Annotated in this window: 15 protein-coding genes and 1 CRISPR repeat array; of the genes, 8 read left to right on the top strand and 7 right to left on the bottom strand. The window is 27.0% G+C overall.

All coding sequences use genetic code 11. The features are described 5' to 3' along the window. Positions 1–55 precede the first annotated feature (55 nt). From IGS63_RS02795 to IGS63_RS02780, 4 genes are all read right to left on the bottom strand, one after another. Positions 56–1273, bottom strand: a complete 1218-nt coding sequence (locus IGS63_RS02795; protein ID WP_190613348.1) for an IS256 family transposase — start codon at positions 1271–1273, stop codon at positions 56–58. A gap of 280 nt (positions 1274–1553) precedes the next feature. Then, positions 1554–1928 (bottom strand): DUF1667 domain-containing protein, encoded by a 375-nt coding sequence (locus tag IGS63_RS02790; RefSeq protein WP_190615512.1) that lies wholly within the window; start codon positions 1926–1928, stop codon positions 1554–1556. Next, a complete protein-coding gene (locus IGS63_RS02785) occupies positions 1925–3157 on the bottom strand; it encodes an NAD(P)/FAD-dependent oxidoreductase (RefSeq protein ID WP_190615511.1) in 1233 nt (410 codons plus the stop codon). The genes IGS63_RS02790 and IGS63_RS02785 overlap by 4 nt, the downstream gene beginning before the upstream one ends. Continuing rightward, positions 3154–4596: an NAD(P)/FAD-dependent oxidoreductase gene (locus IGS63_RS02780; protein WP_190615510.1), complete on the bottom strand. Its 1443-nt coding sequence runs from the start codon at positions 4594–4596 to the stop codon at positions 3154–3156. The genes IGS63_RS02785 and IGS63_RS02780 overlap by 4 nt, the downstream gene beginning before the upstream one ends. A 114-nt stretch (positions 4597–4710) precedes the next feature. Here IGS63_RS02780 and IGS63_RS02775 point away from each other — a divergent pair, with 114 nt between their 5' ends. Both IGS63_RS02775 and IGS63_RS02770 read left to right on the top strand, forming a co-directional pair. Next, positions 4711–6135, top strand: a complete 1425-nt coding sequence (locus IGS63_RS02775; protein ID WP_190615509.1) for an aminoacyl-histidine dipeptidase — start codon at positions 4711–4713, stop codon at positions 6133–6135. Next, complete coding sequence (locus IGS63_RS02770) at positions 6135–6815, top strand: DUF554 domain-containing protein (protein WP_190615508.1); 681 nt, start codon at positions 6135–6137, stop codon at positions 6813–6815. The genes IGS63_RS02775 and IGS63_RS02770 overlap by 1 nt, the downstream gene beginning before the upstream one ends. 51 nt (positions 6816–6866) lie before the next feature. On the opposite strand, the gene IGS63_RS02765 is transcribed toward IGS63_RS02770, so the two are convergent. Both IGS63_RS02765 and IGS63_RS02760 read right to left on the bottom strand, forming a co-directional pair. Further along, a complete protein-coding gene (locus IGS63_RS02765; RefSeq protein WP_232521279.1) occupies positions 6867–8648 on the bottom strand; it encodes an AAA family ATPase in 1782 nt (593 codons plus the stop codon). A gap of 185 nt (positions 8649–8833) precedes the next feature. Continuing rightward, positions 8834–9376 (bottom strand): HEPN family nuclease, encoded by a 543-nt coding sequence (locus tag IGS63_RS02760; RefSeq protein WP_190615507.1) that lies wholly within the window; start codon positions 9374–9376, stop codon positions 8834–8836. Between the two features lie 1212 nt (positions 9377–10588). Continuing rightward, positions 10589–11223: a CRISPR direct-repeat array (repeat unit 30 nt; unit sequence GTTTCAATTCCTCATAGGTAGAATAAGAAC). A gap of 411 nt (positions 11224–11634) precedes the next feature. On the opposite strand from IGS63_RS02760, the gene cas6 reads away from it, so the two are divergent. The 6 genes from cas6 to IGS63_RS02730 are packed head-to-tail and all read left to right on the top strand — an operon-like array spanning position 11635 to position 18355. Then, complete coding sequence (gene cas6 / locus IGS63_RS02755; RefSeq protein WP_190615506.1) at positions 11635–12363, top strand: CRISPR-associated endoribonuclease Cas6; 729 nt, start codon at positions 11635–11637, stop codon at positions 12361–12363. Between the two features lie 12 nt (positions 12364–12375). Further along, complete coding sequence (locus tag IGS63_RS02750; protein WP_190615505.1) at positions 12376–14178, top strand: TIGR02556 family CRISPR-associated protein; 1803 nt, start codon at positions 12376–12378, stop codon at positions 14176–14178. 1 nt (position 14179) lies between these two features. After that, positions 14180–15076 carry a type I-B CRISPR-associated protein Cas7/Csh2 gene (cas7b, locus tag IGS63_RS02745; RefSeq protein WP_198423072.1) on the top strand — a complete coding sequence of 299 codons (897 nt, stop codon included), beginning with the start codon at positions 14180–14182 and terminating at the stop codon, positions 15074–15076. A gap of 3 nt (positions 15077–15079) precedes the next feature. Beyond that, positions 15080–15799: a type I-B CRISPR-associated protein Cas5b gene (gene cas5b / locus IGS63_RS02740; protein WP_190615504.1), complete on the top strand. Its 720-nt coding sequence runs from the start codon at positions 15080–15082 to the stop codon at positions 15797–15799. Continuing rightward, positions 15799–18063, top strand: a complete 2265-nt coding sequence (gene cas3, locus IGS63_RS02735) for a CRISPR-associated helicase Cas3' (RefSeq protein WP_232521347.1) — start codon at positions 15799–15801, stop codon at positions 18061–18063. The genes cas5b and cas3 overlap by 1 nt, the downstream gene beginning before the upstream one ends. A gap of 13 nt (positions 18064–18076) precedes the next feature. Further along, positions 18077–18355 carry a Dna2/Cas4 domain-containing protein gene (locus IGS63_RS02730; RefSeq protein WP_190615502.1) on the top strand — a complete coding sequence of 93 codons (279 nt, stop codon included), beginning with the start codon at positions 18077–18079 and terminating at the stop codon, positions 18353–18355. Positions 18356–18755: 400 nt separating this feature from the next. On the opposite strand, the gene IGS63_RS02725 is transcribed toward IGS63_RS02730, so the two are convergent. After that, on the bottom strand, positions 18756–19973 hold the full coding sequence (locus tag IGS63_RS02725; protein ID WP_190613348.1) for an IS256 family transposase: 1218 nt from the start codon (positions 19971–19973) through the stop codon (positions 18756–18758). Positions 19974–20021 lie beyond the last annotated feature (48 nt).

Genomic DNA, 20021 nt, shown 5'->3' with positions numbered 1-20021 from the left:
CAACCCATCTCCCGAGAGTGTAAAATATTAAGTTTTTTAGGATTACAAGCTACTTTCAGAGGTAGTCTTTAAGACGTTCCTCGAAAAGGATGGCCAGTTCGGAAATAACAGCGTTCCAGTTGTGAAACCGTGCTGTCCATTTTTTTGTCACGTTTTTGGTAGTAAGGTATAAACTTTTAAGGACAGCATCGTCATTAGGGAATATTGATTTGGTCTTGGTAGCCTTCCTGAATTGCCTGTTAAGTGACTCTATGATGTTCGTGGTGTACATAATCTTCCTTACCCCGTCTGAGAACTGAAAGAAGGTGGATAATAGGTGCCAATTTTTCTCCCAGCTCCTCAATGAAGCGTAATACTTGTCTCCCCATTTGTTTATTACATTGGTTAGATTATCATAGCCTGTCTTTTCATCCAGTGCTGTATAGATTGTCTTTAAGTCCTTTGCGAACTCTTTCCTGTCCTTGTGAGGAACATATTTCAGGGTGTTTCTAATCTGGTGGATTATGCACCTTTGTATCATAGTTTGCGGGAAGGTTGCATTTATAGCCTGCTCGAATCCAGAAAGACCATCTATTGAAGCTACAAGTATGTCCTTAACTCCTCTGTTTTTGAGGTTGTTAAGTACTCCCATCCAAAACTTGGCACTTTCTACTTCACCAACATATATCCCGAGCACATCTTTAATTCCATCTATGTCAACACCTATTATTACATAAGCAGCCTTCTTTACTATCCTTCCGTCCTCTCTAACGTTGAAGTATATTGCATCCAAGAAAACGAAGGTGTATATTTCGTGTAATGGCCTTTCTTGCCAGTCTTTTATTAATGGCATAAGCTTATTTGTTATTTTGCTCACCAGTTCAGCTGATACTTCAAATCCGTACAAATCCATTATCTGATCAGATATATCCCTGGTGGTCATTCCTCTTGCGTACAAACTTATTATTTTTTCCTCTATCTCTGAAATATCATTCGAATACTTTGGAACTATTTTGGGTTCATATTCTCCCTTTCTGTCTCGAGGTACCATTAATTCTATCATACCGCTACTACTCTTTAAATTCTTCTTCCTGTAGCCATTTCTTGAATTTTCTGTATTTTTCTTTTCTCTGTCATACTTTCCATAGCCCAGCTCGTCTTCGAGTTCCGCTTCCAGTACTTCCTGGATCAGATTTCCTGTCAGTGATTTTGTTAATTCCTTTATATCCTTTATTGTTCGGATTTCTCCTTTTCTTACCATTTCCTTTATTATTTCCTGTAGTACATTTCCCATTTTTCGTACCTCCTCTGGTTTTATTTTACCACCAGATCTGTATCTTTTTTTCCTTATACACTTAATATTTTACACTCTCTCCTTACCCGTGGATCACTTATAGATTTATACAATATAAAAGGAAATAATTATGTAATAAACTTCAATGGAAAACAAGGTTTAATTGAAAAATATAAATTAATGATAAAGTAACCCTTTTTACTCATTCTAAAATTATCTTTTAGTCTCTATATAATTTAAAAACTAAAACCAGTATAGAAAGCTATACTGGTTTTAGTTTTTATTTATTTACTTTTTCTACTTCTCTTGTTGCAACTATATCTGCACCAGTTTTTAAAATATCTTTTATTATAACTTGACCTATTTTAACTGGAGCTTCAACTGTTGTTTCTTTTATTATATTCATTATTTCCCACATCAATCTTTTAGGAACTGGATTTGTTGTTTTTACAGATACCAATTCATCTACCCCATTTAAAACCTTTACATTAGTAGGTATTACTCTTTTTGGATCTACAACCTCTTGCATTGCATACTCTTTACCACGGTTACATCTATTTCCTAAAATATCTAAAACAACACCTGCGTCATCCATTTTTACCTTTATCTTACATCCCAGTGGGCATTGAACACAAGTTAAATCAACTTCTTTCATTTTATCATCTCCACTGTTAACCCTTTAATTTCACCAAGTTTTTCTTTTTTTATCTTAAAATGTTCCATTTCACTTGGTAATAAATTTGATTCCTTACTCTGATAAACTATTTCATCACCATTTTTAACAACTAATTTTCCAGTATCTGGTTTACTAACTCTTATATAAAGTTCTAAATCACTTTTATCTGAATAAATTAATGGATTTATTATACCAATATTTCTTCCTTTTTTTATTTCATATCTATTTCCTTTTTCTTCACCTTTTACATATTTTGCTGCATTTTTACCTGCAATTTGCCCTTCACTAGATACATAATCAACCAAATCATAAACAACAACACAGTTCCCCGCAGCAAAAATCCAATCTTTACTCGTTCTCATTTGACTATCTACAACAACACCTCTTGTCCTTGGATTTATATCAACAACATGCATTATTGGCGTTGTAGATGGAACAAGACCAACAGATAAAATTAAAGTATCTACTGCATAAGATCTTTCAGAACCTTTTATTACATTGTAATTTTCATCAACTTGACCAACAATAACTTCTTCAAGTCTTCCATTTCCTCTAACTTCAAGTACTGTTGTACTCAATAAAAGAGGTATATTAAAGTCATTCAAACATTGATTTATATTTCTTTCAAGTCCTCCTGGATAAGGCATTCTTTCAAGAACTGCTTCAACCTTCATACCTTCAAGAGTTAATCTTCTTGCCATTATTAATCCTATATCTCCTGAACCTAAAATTAAAGCTTTTTTACCAGGAAGTCTATTTTCAAGGTTTGTTAATCTTTGAGCAACACCTGCTGTGTATATTCCCGAAACCCTTCCACCAGGTACTAATAATGAACCATATGGCCTTTCTCTTGCCCCTGCTGCATAAACCATACTCTTACATTTTATAACTTCCATACCTTCTGTTGAAGTAAAGTAAACTTCTTTATTCTCTTCATCTATTTTGTATAAAAATCTATTTGATAAAAACTCTATATTATCTTTTTGAACGAGTTTTTTAAATTTAAATGCATATTCTGGACCTGTTAATTCTTCTTTAAAAAAATGAAGACCAAAACCATTGTGTATACATTGATTTAAAATTCCACCAAGTCTTTCTGTTCTTTCAACAATAGTTACTTTAACCCCTTCTTCAGAAGCTGAAAGTGCAGCTCCCATTCCGGCAGCACCGCCACCTATTACAAGTACATCGGTTTCATATTTTTTCATGGTCTCACCTTACCATTCACTACATAAGATTTTTTTGTTCCATAATGTAGTTCTTCAATTGATTTCCCAGTTTCACGAGAAAGTATTTCTAATAATTTATTAGTACAAAAACCCCCTTGACATTCTCCAAACATTGCTCTTGTTCTAAATTTTATTCCATCAAGAGTTGTTGCTCCTCTTTTTATTGCTTCTAAAACTTCTCTTTCAGTTACCTTATTACAAACACATACTATCTTTCCAGCAAGTGGATCTTTTTTTATTATTTCATCATACTCTTCTTTTGAAACATCTGTAAAGTAATGAACTATTCTTTTTCTCTTTGGATCAAAATCATTCTTTTTTTCAAACTTAACTTCCATAAAATCTTGAACTTCTTCAGGAATAAATTCAGCTATAGCTGGTGCTGCTGTTAATCCAGGCGACCTCATTGCTGCTGCATGAACTAATCCCTTTATTTTTTTACTTCTTCCTATCCAAAAATCCTTATTTGGACTCTCTGGTCTTGAACCTGCAAAAGTTTTTACAGTTTCTCTCAAATCTATTCCTGGTATCAAACGTTTTGCACCTTCTACTACTTTTTCTATACCAGGTTTTGTAGTAGATCTATCAAACTTCATGACATATGGTAAATCTTCTGATGTTGGACCAAGAAGTATTCCACCATCAACAGTTGGTAGTACTAATATTCCCTTACCCATTTTTGATGGAGGTGGGAAAATAATACTATTAACCAAATCATGAACTGTAAACTTATTTAAAAGAACATATTCTCCTCTTCTTGGATGAAGTGGAATAGCAACATCTCCTGCCATCGTTGCTATCTTATCTGAATACAATCCAGCAGCATTGATAACAACATCTGCATCATACTCATTTTTATCAGTTTCAACACCCTTTATCTTACCATCAACAGTAACTATTTTTATTACTTCTTCATTTAAGGCTAATTTTAAACCATTTTTTTGTGCATTTTCAACTGCTGCAATTGCAACTTGCCATGGCTCTGTAATTCCTGCAGTTGGTGCATAAAGTGAAGCTATTACACTTGGATTTATATTTGGTTCCATATCTTGAATTTCATCTTTAGTCAAAATTCTCATACCAGGAACACCATTTTCAATACCGCGTTTATAGAGCTCATCCAAAGTATTCAAATCTTCATTTTTAAAAGCAAGAACATGAGAACCTATTCTCTTTACATCTATTTCAAGTTCTTCTTCTAACTTTGTGTAAAGTTCATTTCCTCTAACACAAAATTTAGCCCTTTGAGTACCAGCTTCATCATCGTATCCAGCATGCAATATTGCTGAATTAGCCTTCGAAACACCCATGCCTATATCAAAATTTTTATCTATGAGAGTAACGTCAACTTCGTATTTACACAGTTCTCTGGCAACTAGCGAACCAACGACTCCTCCTCCTATAACGACAATTTTCATAAAATCCCTCCTGTCTCCCAATTAAATGCCTCAATTTTAATTATACCAATCTTTACATTTTTTTTCAAATGGGTTATAATTTAATTAACATAATTAATTAAAAGGGGGTTAACTATGCTTGAAAATTTAGAACCAAAAAAAGTATTTACTTTCTTTGAAGAATTAACAAAAATACCAAGAGGATCTGGAAATGAAAAAGCAGTTAGTGATTATTTAGTAAAATTTGCAAAAGATAGAAATCTTGAAGTAATTCAAGATGAAGCATTAAACGTTATTATAAAGAAAAAAGGCGTTGAAAATTCTCCAACAGTAATACTACAAGGTCACATGGATATGGTTTGTGAAAAAGAAAGCTCAAGTAATCATGACTTTACTAAAGACCCAATACCACTTATTGTAGAAGGTGATTTTGTAAAAACAAATGGAACAACACTTGGTGCAGATAATGGTATTGCAGTTGCCTATGCTCTTGCACTTTTAGATTCAAATGATATAGTACACCCAAACCTTGAAGTCTTAATAACAACAGAAGAAGAAACAGGAATGGGAGGAGCTGCTGCAGTTGATCCTAAAAATTTAACTGGAACAATGCTAATAAATATAGATTCAGAAGAAGAAGGAGAAATATTAGTTAGCTGTGCGGGTGGAGTTAGAGAAAAAATATCTTTACCAATAAACTTTGAAAATTATTCAAGTGAAACCTATTCCATAAAGGTTAGTGGCTTAAAAGGTGGCCATTCTGGAATGGAAATAATAAAACAAAGAGGAAATGCTATAAAAATTCTTGGAAGAACATTATATTCTATATTAGATGATATTAACTTAGTATCATTAAACGGTGGCGCAAAAATGAATGCAATACCAAGAGAAGCTCAAGCAATAATTACATGTGAAAACCCCAAAGATTTAGAAATAAAGATAAAAAATTTTGAAAAATTAGTTAAAAATGAATATTCAGTTCAAGATCCAGAATTAAAAATAGAGTTTACTAAACATGAAAAAACAAATAAAATAATTAAAAAAGAAGATTTCATAAAAGCTGTAAAGATACTTTATGTAATACCAGATGGAGTTCAAACCATGAGTCAATCAATAGATAATTTAGTTCAAAGTTCAACAAATCTTGGAGTTTTAACCATGACAGACAACTCTATAAATTTTGATATAGCTTCACGAAGTTCTGTTGAATCTTTAAAAGAAGAAATAGTAAATAGAACAAAAATATCAGTAGAAGCATTTGGAGCTGAATTTAAAACAATGTCATCATACCCTGCTTGGCAATACAGAGAAGATTCAAAATTAAGAGAAATATTTAAAGATGTCTACTTAAAAACTTTCAAGAAAGAAGTAAAAATATCAGCTATACACGCTGGACTTGAATGTGGATTACTTTCAGGAAAAATGCCAAATGTAGATATGATATCTTTTGGTCCAAACTTATACGATGTACACACACCACAAGAAAAAATGTCTATATCATCTGTACAAAACATGTGGAAATATTTATTAGAAATACTAAAGGAGTTAGCAAATAAATAATGTTCAATATATCTGTAATAGTAAATACCTTTGCTATAATAATTGGTGGAAGTTTGGGCTTATTAATAGGAAATAAATTAAAAGATAATTATAGAAACATACTATTTCAAGCAATAGGACTAACAACCATTGCAATTGGAATGAAAATGGCATTTAAAGCTAATGACTTACTTGTTGTTTTGGGTTCTCTTGCTTTAGGAGGTTTACTTGGAGAGTTTTGGAATATTGAAGGTGGCATAGGTAAAATTGCTAACAAATTAGAAAATTCAAAAGGAGAAACCCCATTTGTAAAAGGATTTATAACAGCCACTGTTTTATTTGTTGTTGGACCTATGACAATATTAGGATGTATGAGCGCTGGAACAGGAGATAATTCATTAATCTTTTTAAAATCACTATTAGATGGCATTTCATCTATTGTTTTAGCATCTGTATATGGAACAGGAGTTATATTTTCAGCATTAAGCGTTTATATAGTACAAGGTCTATTAGTTGTATTTGCAGGAAGTTTAAACTTCTTATCTAATCCAACATACTTAAATGATTTTACAGCAGTTGGTGGATTAATGGTTTTCGCAATAGCTTTAAGACTTTTAAACATAAAAGAAATTAAAGTTGGTAATTTTTTACCTTCATTAATCTTCGTAATTTTAATTGACTTTATAAAAACATTATTTTAAATAAAAAAGCAAACCTTACGGTTTGCTTTTTTTACTATTAGCTTTTAATATTTATATTAAATTTTTAATTTTTTCAATAGACAAATTTGTCATTTTAGATATAAACTCTATATCAACTCCATTTTCAATCATGTTCTTTGCTACTTTTTCTATCTCTGTTAATTCAACATCTTTATCTAAATTACTAACAATTTCAACCTCTTTTTTATCAAAAGCTATTGAAACTTTTATTATATCATTTATTCCATGATCTTTTATCTCTTCTTCATACTTCTTTTCATTTATTTGTTTCAATCCATTTTTAGCACTATTTAATAGTGTTTTTTCGTTTTTATAAAACTTTTTAAACTCTATTATTATTCCTTTATCTGTTTTATCTTTTGGAATTAAAATAACATCTGCTCTTCCAAGTCCTGTTTCTCTATTACTCTTTATTATATACTTTTCTTTCAAACCAACGCTCATTCCAAGTATTAGTCCATGATAAAATCTTTCTGGTTCTTCTCCGCTAACATCAAAGTAACTCAATGTATTAATAGTTAATTTTTGAAAGTCTTCTTTAAACTCTTCTATATGTCCATTTATTAAATTTATTAATATATTATTGAGCTTTATTCTTTCTTCTTCAAGCATAGATACTACAGTTTTATTATAAAATATTTTTACTTCTTTATTTGGTATCTTTAAAGTATATCTTTCATAATCATGATTTATATTTTTTGTCCATTTTAAATATCCGCTGAATAAAAATAATGTCCATACAGACTCTTCTAAGTTGTTATTTAAGTCTCCATAAACCATAGTTTCATTTATTGTACTTTCAATTTCTTCACCATTTATTAGTTTTTCTATTTTATCTTTTAATTCAGCACTTCCTTGTTTTATTAATTGTTTAACTAAGTAGTTTCCACTCGTATTCATCCAATATGGTCTTATTTTACCTTTATTCTTTGCAAGAGTTACTATAGAAAAAGGATTGTAAATTTCAACACCACCAAAATTATAACCATTGTACCAATCTATAACTTCACTTTCTTCATATTCAAGTTCATAATACTTCAATGTTTCTTCAACTTCTTCTTTAGTTAAACCATACTTATCATTGAATAGTTCATTTAATACAGTAGAAACTTCTAAGTTATTCACACCAGTAAAGATGCTTTCTTTAGAAACTCTTGTTATACCAGTAAGAACTGCTTTTTCAAGGTATACATTGTCTTTTAAAGCCATGCCAAATAAGTTACCAATTAAAGATATTATTTCATCATAGTATCCGTATAAGTAAGCTTGTTGAATGGGAGTGTCGTATTCATCTATTAATATTATTACCTTTTTACCATAGTATCTTTCCATATATTCAGATAAACTTCTTATACAGTTTTCATATTTAGCATCATCTGCTGTTTCTAACATTATTTCTTTAAATACAATCTTTTCCTTTTCACTCAATATTTCAAAAACATATTCATGTTTTGTATATAATCTTGAAAGTTCCATTGTTAATAAAGCATGCATCTTTTTTAAGTTATTAGACTTTAAATCTTTAAAGGTGATGTATATAACTGGATGTTTATTTAAATGTTTTTCTATTATATTTTTTTCTTTGTATATCTTTAAATTTTTAAAGAGGTGTTCGTTATTTTGAGTAATATCAAAAAAGTACTTCATCATAGATTGACTGAGAGTTTTCCCAAACCTTCTTGGCCTTGTTATTAATAAAACATCACCACTTTCAATAACTTCTTTGATTAACATACTTTTATCTACAAAGTACATATTATCTTCAATTAACGATTTGAAGTCACTTCTTCCTATTGGAAGTCTTTTTTTCATTTTAATCACCCCATATACTTCTTCATAAATAAATTATAACATAATTTAATTTGAAAAATGGATAAAATAAAAGAAAAAATAACTCTAATAAAATAAATCATATAAATTTGTTATTAATTTATACAGTATTTTTTATCAAAAATTTTATTTTATACTATTTTTATATATTGATTGGTTTTTGCATTTTACTGTTTATTTTTATATTTTTCCTTATATTCTTCAATAAGTTCAGCATAGAATTTATAAAAAAAACCAACTATTTCACCAAGTGCTTTATAACTAACCTCTATTTTAAAATTTTCTTTTTTATTTTTATCCTCAAATACAACAACTGTTTTTTCACATTTTATATTCATATGTGCAACTGCATTTCTAAAATGTCTTATGTAATTAATGTTTTTTTCATCACTTTTATATGTAGATTTTATTATTTCTATATTTTTTAAATTAGATATTTGTTTATTTATTTCTTTAAAATTTTCTGAATATTTTGTATTATCAAATAATTCTTTTGGAATTATTAACATCATATATAAAATAACTGGAATCATTCCATTATTCATAATTCCAATTGATTTTATCTGTTCATGAACAAAACGATCTTTAAATTTTAAATCAGCATAACATTTAGATTCTAAAAACTTTAAATTATGAAGTTCCCATAAAAAAGTAAATGACATTAAGGTATTAATAATTTGTTGTTCTTTATCAGTATAATTAATACTCATTTTATAACCTCCCTAATCAACTTTATGATTTTATTTTATGTTTCAATTCCTCGTGAGCGGAAAACCGTCCCGCTCGGTACTAGTATATGGTAGAATATGAACCTTTATATCAATTCAATATTCAAGATGAATTAGAAGAGTTTCAATTCCTCAAGAGCGGAAAAGCATCCCGCTCGGTACTAGTATATAGTAGAATATGAACTATTGATTTAGATAATGAAAATTTATCAATTGAAAAGTTTCAATTCCTCATGAGCGAAAAACCATTTCGCTCGGTACAAGTAAATGGTAGAATATGAACCTTTATATCAATTCAATATTCAAGATGAATTAGAAGAGTTTCAATTCCTCAAGAGCGGAAAAGCATCCCGCTCGGTACTAAGTAAATGGTAGAATATGAACGAAAATTTTTATTAGAAGACGAACAAGTTATAGATGAAGGTTTCAATTCCTTATGAGCGAAAAACCATCCCGCTCGGTACAAGTAAATGGTAGAATATGAACTTGGAAATCTATTTTTCGTACCAATATGGATCATCCGTTTCAATTCCTTATGAGCGAAAAACCATTTCGCTCGGTACAAGTAAATGGTAGAATATGAACGAAAATTTTTATTAGAAGACGAACAAGTTATAGATGAAGGTTTCAATTCCTTATGAGCGAAAAACCATTTCGCTCGGTACAAGTAAATGGTAGAATAAGAACATAAATACTTTGAGGGAATTATCAAGTATTTATAATAGGTTTCAATTCCTCATAGGTAGAATAAGAACGCTGTAGGCAAAACCTTTTTAATTTGGTCTTTAGTAGTTTCAATTCCTCATAGGTAGAATAAGAACCAGAATGATTTATTTAATGAATCATGTATATTATTTAAGTTTCAATTCCTCATAGGTAGAATAAGAACACAAATCTATAAAGAAATCTTTTAATATATTTGTATCGTTTCAATTCCTCATAGGTAGAATAAGAACACGTTTTCATTCTTTTCGTTTTGTATTAAATGATTAGTTTCAATTCCTTATGAGCGAAAAACCATTTCGCTCGGTACAAGTAAATGGTAGAATATGAACGAAAATTTTTATTAGAAGACGAACAAGTTATAGATGAAGGTTTCAATTCCTTATGAGCGAAAAACCATTTCGCTCGGTACAAGTAAATGGTAGAATAAGAACTATAATATCACTATAAGTAAAGAAATCAACTTTTCTCCGTTTCAATTCCTCATAGGTAGAATAAGAACTAGTCATAGAGATAACAGTTACCTTTTCCATCCCATTGTTTCAATTCCTCATAGGTAGAATAAGAACTTAAGCTTAAATTAAGCCCATAGAGCCATTTTATACTGTTTCAATTCCTCATAGGTAGAATAAGAACTATCAGTAATGAAAACATTTTTAGAAAGCGATGACGGTTTCAATTCCTCATAGGTAGAATAAGAACCCACTACATCTAATAAATTTTTAAATTCTGTTTCATCGTTTCAATTCCTCATAGGTAGAATAAGAACCGAATTAGAAGAAGATCCACTTTTCATTGAAACACCAGGTTTCAATTCCTCATAGGTAGAATAAGAACTATTTAATTTTAAGTATAATTTATTGTCTTAAGTAGTTTCAATTCCTCATAGGTAGAATAAGAACAAAGAACTGAATGTAAATGATAAAATACAATTTATTAGGTTTCAATTCCTCATAGGTAGAATAAGAACTTCTAACTATTAAATCACTTCCTATAAATTTGTTGAGTTTCAATTCCTCATAGGTAGAATAAGAACGAACTTGGTATTTCTCTTCTGTTATATGTTTTTCTTTCACGTTTCAATTCCTCATAGGTAGAATAAGAACCCATTAATAAAAATATTTTTTCATATAGGTGTTGCATAAAACTATTATTATAAAATAATTTCAATTAATAGGCAATAAAATTATACTACAAAAGATATATGTTGTCAAATTATATCTAAAACATTAAAAAACAGTAACTTTCTTTTATTTATGCCTGTTTATGAAATCGTCGACCCCAGGTGTTTATAGACACATTGGTGGTTGACGATAATTTCAATTTTTTATTTTATATCTTCTTCTTATTTTTTAAGTATTAATTTATCATTTGATTTATTAAATGTAAAGTAATAATGTTTTTTTGATATAAAAATATTAAATTTTTATGTATAAATATAAATTTAAATATGCACTTGACTTTTAAAGTTACTTTGAGTTAAAATTAATGTTAGAGAAAAACAAGGAGGAAGTAAATTGAGATTAAATATAAAATTTTCTTTTGATACATTAGAAATACCTATTAATTACAATCATATACTTCAAGCAATTGTTTTAAAATTAATAAATGATGAAACTTATCAAAAATTTATTCATGATGTTGGTTTTAAATATAAAAATCGAAATTATAAATTATATTCTTTTTCAAGATTAAATGGAAATTTTAAATATAATAAAGAGGTTAAAAAAATTAAGTTTTATGATTTTGCTATTTTTTCTATTACATCTATAAACACTGAATTTATGAAATATATATCTAAAACTTTATTGTTTAATAATGAATTATATATAAATAATCAAAAGGTTGTTATCGAAGAAATATCTGGAGAAAAAAATGAATTTAATACAGAGTATTTAAGAGTTAAATCTTTGTCTCCAGTAGTAGTTTATAGTACTTTTAAAGATAATAATAAAAATAAAACTTATTATTATACTCCATATGAAGAAAAGTTTTATAAGATTTTGAAAAAAAATATAATAAAAAAGTATAGTTCTTATTATAACGAAGAAATAAATGATAAAAGATTAAATATAAGACATGTTAAAAATTTGAAAGAAGTAGTTACTAATTATAAGGGATTTATAATAAAAGGATGGATGGGAGAATATGAATTAACTGGAAATCCAAAACTTTTAAATGTTGCTTTAAATACAGGTTTAGGTTCGAAAAATTCTATGGGGTATGGGTTTATTGAAAAAATTTAAGGAGGATTTTGTATGTTAGAAGCTCTTTATGAAATAGGAAAAATTATACCTGAAGATGATAATTTTTTAAATGATTTTATAGAGGATATAGGTACAAATTATAAACATGTTTTTAAAATTATTTTTGATATAGATGAATTTAAATATTTAAATATAGATTATGAAGAGTTTGATTCAGATAAAAAATTGAAGTATTTTTATAAAAAAGGTTTTTCAAATGGTCCAGATAAAACGCCAACTTCAAAAATTACAACTTTTGAAAAAGTTTTTTCAAATAAAATAAGTCAAATTTTTAAAAATATAATAAAAAATAATGAAAAAAATTTTAGTAGTGATGAACTTTTATTTTTTCAAAATCTTGAAATGTCTTTTAATAAGTCAGAAGAAAAAATAAAAGAAGAGTTTTTTGATTATTTAAAAAATAATAATTTTTTAAATAATAATGGAAATATTGAGGGTGGAGGTATAGTAACTTTTGTATTTAAAAAAGATAATAAATTTTATTATGTTGGAGAACTTGATGAATTTAAAAACTTATTTTTAAAAAGTAAAGAAGATGCTTATAAAAATTTTTATATTAAAGGTGGAAAAGTAAGTAAATCAAAGGATAAATATTGTTATATATGTAAAAAAGAAAAAGATGAAGTTTATGGCTTTGTGTCAACATTTCAATTTTATACTGTTGATAAACGAGGAATGGTAACTGGAGGTTTTAAAAAAGAAAATGCTTGGAAAAATTATCCTGTTTGTTTAGATTGTGCTGTAACTCTTGAAAGAGGTAAAAAATTTCTAATGAATAATTTAAAGTATAAATTTTGTGGCTTTAATTATTTATTAATTCCACAATTAATTGTAGAAAATGATGTTCTTTTAAAAAATTTGATTAATAGAATAAAAAGTAGATATTCTGAATTTTCTTCTAAAAAAATTTCTGGAAGAAAAATTACTCAAACAGAAGAAAAAATTTTAGAAATTCTCTCAAAAGAAAATAACAGTATTCTTTTTAATTTTATTTTTTTTGAAAAAACTAACAATGCATTTAATATATTGTTAGAACTTTCAGAGATACCACCTTCACGATTGAATAAATTAGTTACTGCACAAAAAACAGTTGATCTAATTGGAAAAGAGAGTTTTTTTAAACCTATAATTTTAAAAAAAGGTGATGAAGTAAATTTTAATTTTTCTTTTTATTTTATACGAGAATTTTTTCTAAATAACAAAATAGATGGAAAATTTAATAAATATTTTTTAGATATTTTAAATAATATTTTTATAGATAAAAATATTTCTTATAATTTTTTGTTGAACAATTTTATGAAAAAAATTAGAAGTGAATTTTTAAATAATGGTTTTTATGATTTAAATGTTTTAAAAGCTTTTAAAATAGTTTTATACTTGAATGAATTAAACCTGTTAGATAAAAAATTTAATTTTGTTAAGGGGGTAGAAACTGTGTATGAAGAGTTTTTTGAACAAGCAAAAATATTAGATACAGAAACAAAAAAAGCTTTATTTTTAGAAGGAGTATTAACTGAATTTTTATTAAATATTCAGTATAAAAATAGAAAATCAAAACCATTTATGGCACGGTTAAATGGTTTAAAAATAAATGAAAAAATAGCTAAAAGACTTTTACCAGAAATAATAAACAAATTGGAAGAATATGATGAAAATTATTACAGAAGTTTAGAAACGGAAATATCAAAATATATGTTAAATAGTAATTTTAGTAAATATACAGTTGATGAAATGAGTTTTTATTTTGTTCTTGGAATGACACTTGCAAAAAACTTTAAGAATGAGGGGGATTAATATGTACATTGAAAAAAGAAGTGAATTATTATTTTGTTATGATATTACAGATGCAAATCCAAATGGTGATCCTTTAGATAACAATAAACCAAGAATAGATGAAGAAACTAGTATAAACTTTGTAACTGATGTTAGGTTAAAAAGAACTATAAGAGATTATTTATATGAATATAAAGGTTATAATGGAGAAAATAACAAAGATATTTTTGTTAGAGAAATTATATATGATGATAAAAATATGTATATTCAAGATGGTAAAAAAAGAGCAGGAAACTTTGAAAATAATGCTAATGATATTTTGAATAAATGTATAGATGTTAGATTGTTTGGTGGAGTAATACCACTTTCAAAAGATTCAATAACTTATACTGGACCTATTCAATTTAAGGTAGGGCGTTCATTGCATCAAGTTGAACTCCAGCATATAAAAGGAACTGGAGCATTTGCTTCAAAACAAGGTACAAAACAAAATACTTTTAGAGAAGAATATATATTGCCATATTCATTTATTGCTTTCCATGGAATTATAAATGAAACAGCAGCAAAACACACAAGTTTATCTGAAGAAGATGTTGATTTATTGTTAGATGGAATGTGGAATGGAACAAAAAATTTAATTAGCCGTTCAAAGTTTGGGCAAATGCCAAGGTTATTAATAAAAGTTGATTATAAAGAAAAAGGTTATTTTATAGGAGATTTAGATAAATATATAAAAATAAAAACTGAAAAACTTGAAAATAAAATAAGAAAATTAGAAGATTTTACATTAGATATTTCAAAATTATTAGAAGTATTTGAAGAAGAAGAAGAAAAAATTGATAAAATATCATATAAAGTAGACAAGTTTTTAAATATAATTGGAGAAATACCATCAACTTGGGAAAAATTGGAGATATAAATTATGGATAAGATATTAGTTTTTGACCTTTGGAGTGACTTTGGTCACTTCAAAGTTCCATATACAACAACATCGCCTTTGACGTTTCCAGTTCCACCAAAAACAACAGTTTATGGTATTTTATCTGCTATTTTAGGATTAGATAAAAATGAATATTTAAAATATTATAAAGATAAACAAACTAAAATTGGAATTTCTATAAAAAACTCTATACAAAAAATTTTAATACCAGAAAATTTGATAAATACAAGATATGTTCCATTATTTGCAAGAATGAATTCAAGGAAAAAAGCACCAAGAACACAAATAAGATTTGAATTTTTAAAAAATCCAAAGTATAGAGTTTTTGTATCAATGAAAAATAATAGTTTGTTTGAACAATTGATACAAAATATAAAACAACATAAATCAATTTATACTGTATCAATGGGTATTTCAGAGTGTTTAGCAAATTTTAAATATGTTGGTGAATTTGATTATGTTGTAAAAAACAAAGGAAAAGAATTAACTTCAATAATTCCTATTGACTTTGTAGAAAAAATAAATTTTTTTGATACACAAAAAAAATATTTAAAAATACATCTTCCAACTGAATTTAATATTAATAGAGTTTTAGTTGAATCAAGAGATTTTTTAATTGAAAGAACTGGAAAATCAATAAATCTAGAAATAAAAGAGTATATTGATATACCAGAAATAAATGAAAAAGTAGTGTTGTTTTGATGCTTTACTCTCATGAAAATATTAAATTGATAGATCATTTAAAAGGTGTTTTAAATATAGGTGTTGATGTTTATAAAAATAAAAAAAAGCTGTTATTTCCTTTTGAAAAAAAGCATATTGAAGTTGCTTTAAAAAATATGTTATTTTTTCATGATTTAGGAAAATCAACAGCTTTTTTTCAGCAATATTTAAAAGAATCGATAGAAAATGAAGAAATAAGTGTTTCAAAAGATTTAAGAAAACATTCATTAATATCTGCTTTGTATGCAGGGTTAAAAACATATAAAGATACAAATTCAAAGATATTATCTTTAATTGTATTCGAATCAATAAAAAAGCATCATGGAAATTTGGAAGATTTTGATAGTGCAATATTTATTGAAGATGAACATTTAAAAAAAATATGGGATAATTTAAATTTTAAAGATTTAAATATAAAAAACGAAATTAAATACTTTGAAATAAAAGACTATATTGATTTTTTATATGATTTAGATGAACAGTCTTTTAAAGATGAATATTATTTTATTTTAAATTTCTTTTTTTCAATATTAACTTATTCAGATAAAACAGAAGTTATTTTTCATAAAAAAATAAAAAATATTTATTTTTCAGATGTCAAAAATTTTGTTAATAAATATAAAGCTATTAAATTTAAAAATGTAGTATCAAATGAATTAAATGAATTGAGAGAAAGTGCTTATTTAGAATCTTTTACTAATTTAAATGATGCAAAAATATTTTCTTTAAATCTTCCAACAGGAATAGGAAAAACTTTGAATGCATTTAATTTAGCTTTTAATTCTTTAAATTCACAGTACAATAAAATAATATATGCATTACCTTATACATCAATAGTAGATCAAACTGCAAAAATTGCAGTTGAAATGCTTAAAATTAATGAATTAGTTCCAGAAAATTATCTTACAGTACATCATCATTTGTCTGAAATAGAATATAAAAATAATGATGATTTTTATAAAGGTGAAAAAGCTCAATTTTTAATAGAAAATTGGGATAAACCACTTATAATAACAACATTTTGGCAATTATTTAATTCAATAATAACTAATCAAAATTTGACATTAAGAAAGTTTCATAATATTTCAAATAGTATAATAATTTTAGATGAAATTCAAACATTACCCTATATTTATTGGAATTTGATAAAGGATATATTTGAAAAAATAACGAAAATATTTAATATAAAAATAATAATAATGACGGCAACAATGCCTTTTATATTTAAAGAAGATAAAATAAATATTTTTCCTCTTATAAATGATAAGAAAAAATATTTTTCAAAATTTTCAAGATATAAAATATCAAAGATAAATAATTTAAATACAATTTATTTAGAGGATATTTCTGAAATAGCATTAAAAGATTTAAAGGAAAATCCACAGAAAGATTTTTTATTTGTTTTTAATACTATAAAGAGTAGTACTGAATTTTTTAAGCTATTAAAGGAAAACATAAATGAAAAAATAACATATCTTTCTACTAATATAACTCCAATTGAAAGATTAGAAAGAATAAATTATATAAAAACTTCCAAAAAAAGAAAAATAGTAGTATCTACTCAATTAATTGAAGCTGGTGTAGATATAGATTTGGATGTTATTTACAGAGATTTAGCACCACTTGATAATATAATACAAACAGCAGGTAGATGCAATAGGAACAATAAAAATCAAATGGGACTTTTAAAATTATTTTCTTTAAAAAGAAATAAAAGTAGTAAAAAAGAAGATTTTGAATACATATATAAAAAAGTAGTATTAATTCCAACAAAAGAAGTATTAAGAGATATTGAAATCATATATGAAAAAGATTTGTTAGAATATTTAGAAATTTATTATAAAAAAATACACAATAATATGTCAACAGATATGTCAAAAAAAATTTTAGAAAATATAAAAAAGTTAAATTACGATAAAATATATAAAAATTTTAACTTAATAGAAAATACTTTAAGTGTATCTATTTTTATTGAAAAAGATGAAAAAGCATCAAAAATACTAAAAGTTTTTAAAAATATTTTATCTATAAATGATTTTTATAAAAGAAAAGAATCATTTTTAAAAATAAAAAAAGAGTTTTATGATTATACAATCTCATTAATAATTACTAAAGAAAATTTTAACTCAATAAAAAATTTTGAAGAATATGGAAATATAAAAATTTTAACAAAAGAAATGATAGATCTTTACTATGATAAAAATATAGGATTTATTAATAAATCTAATGAATTTATTATATAAAGAAGGGATATATATGAAACAAACAGGAACTTTAATTTGGTATTATAAAATATGTAAAAGAGAAGTTTGGTTTATGTCAAGAAATATAATTCCGGATCAATATGATGAGAATATAGATTATGGAAGATTTTTACATGAACAAGTTTATCAAAAGAAGAAAAAAGAAATATCTTTTGGAAGAGTTAAATTTGATTTAGTATACAAATCAAAAGATAAACTTATTATAGGTGAAATAAAAAAAACATCTAAATTTTGTATTTTGCAAGTGAAGAATAAGCCAAATTACAATTGAAAAGGTAGCATAAAAAATTTTGTGTAAACGGCTCTTCTTGGAAGGTAAAAATAAATAAAATTAGTTATTATTTTTAAAGTATTTCCATAAGAATTATCGACTATAAAGAAATATGCTTTAAGAGTAAATTTTAGAAGTTTTTAGTATAATTTTTGAGTCTGTAAAGATTAGTGTGTATTAGATATATCTGGTAGCATATAAATATTGGAAAACAACGACAAAAATCTTAAAAAAATGTAGTTATTAGAAAATGAAAAAAATGTTCCTGAATAGTATGAATTAAATAAGGCAAAATTGGTAAAACCAACCTTTTACAGTAAAAAACTGCAATGACTGAAAGGGCGACAACCCATCTCCCGAGAGTGTAAAATATTAAGTTTTTTAGGATTACAAGCTACTTTCAGAGGTAGTCTTTAAGACGTTCCTCGAAAAGGATGGCCAGTTCGGAAATAACAGCGTTCCAGTTGTGAAACCGTGCTGTCCATTTTTTTGTCACGTTTTTGGTAGTAAGGTATAAACTTTTAAGGACAGCATCGTCATTAGGGAATATTGATTTGGTCTTGGTAGCCTTCCTGAATTGCCTGTTAAGTGACTCTATGATGTTCGTGGTGTACATAATCTTCCTTACCCCGTCTGAGAACTGAAAGAAGGTGGATAATAGGTGCCAATTTTTCTCCCAGCTCCTCAATGAAGCGTAATACTTGTCTCCCCATTTGTTTATTACATTGGTTAGATTATCATAGCCTGTCTTTTCATCCAGTGCTGTATAGATTGTCTTTAAGTCCTTTGCGAACTCTTTCCTGTCCTTGTGAGGAACATATTTCAGGGTGTTTCTAATCTGGTGGATTATGCACCTTTGTATCATAGTTTGCGGGAAGGTTGCATTTATAGCCTGCTCGAATCCAGAAAGACCATCTATTGAAGCTACAAGTATGTCCTTAACTCCTCTGTTTTTGAGGTTGTTAAGTACTCCCATCCAAAACTTGGCACTTTCTACTTCACCAACATATATCCCGAGCACATCTTTAATTCCATCTATGTCAACACCTATTATTACATAAGCAGCCTTCTTTACTATCCTTCCGTCCTCTCTAACGTTGAAGTATATTGCATCCAAGAAAACGAAGGTGTATATTTCGTGTAATGGCCTTTCTTGCCAGTCTTTTATTAATGGCATAAGCTTATTTGTTATTTTGCTCACCAGTTCAGCTGATACTTCAAATCCGTACAAATCCATTATCTGATCAGATATATCCCTGGTGGTCATTCCTCTTGCGTACAAACTTATTATTTTTTCCTCTATCTCTGAAATATCATTCGAATACTTTGGAACTATTTTGGGTTCATATTCTCCCTTTCTGTCTCGAGGTACCATTAATTCTATCATACCGCTACTACTCTTTAAATTCTTCTTCCTGTAGCCATTTCTTGAATTTTCTGTATTTTTCTTTTCTCTGTCATACTTTCCATAGCCCAGCTCGTCTTCGAGTTCCGCTTCCAGTACTTCCTGGATCAGATTTCCTGTCAGTGATTTTGTTAATTCCTTTATATCCTTTATTGTTCGGATTTCTCCTTTTCTTACCATTTCCTTTATTATTTCCTGTAGTACATTTCCCATTTTTCGTACCTCCTCTGGTTTTATTTTACCACCAGATCTGTATCTTTT

It is taken from the genome of Tepiditoga spiralis, from assembly GCF_014701195.1.
Taxonomy (GTDB): Bacteria; Thermotogota; Thermotogae; order Petrotogales; family Petrotogaceae; genus Tepiditoga; species Tepiditoga spiralis.
This window is presented reverse-complemented; position numbering and strand designations above follow the sequence as displayed.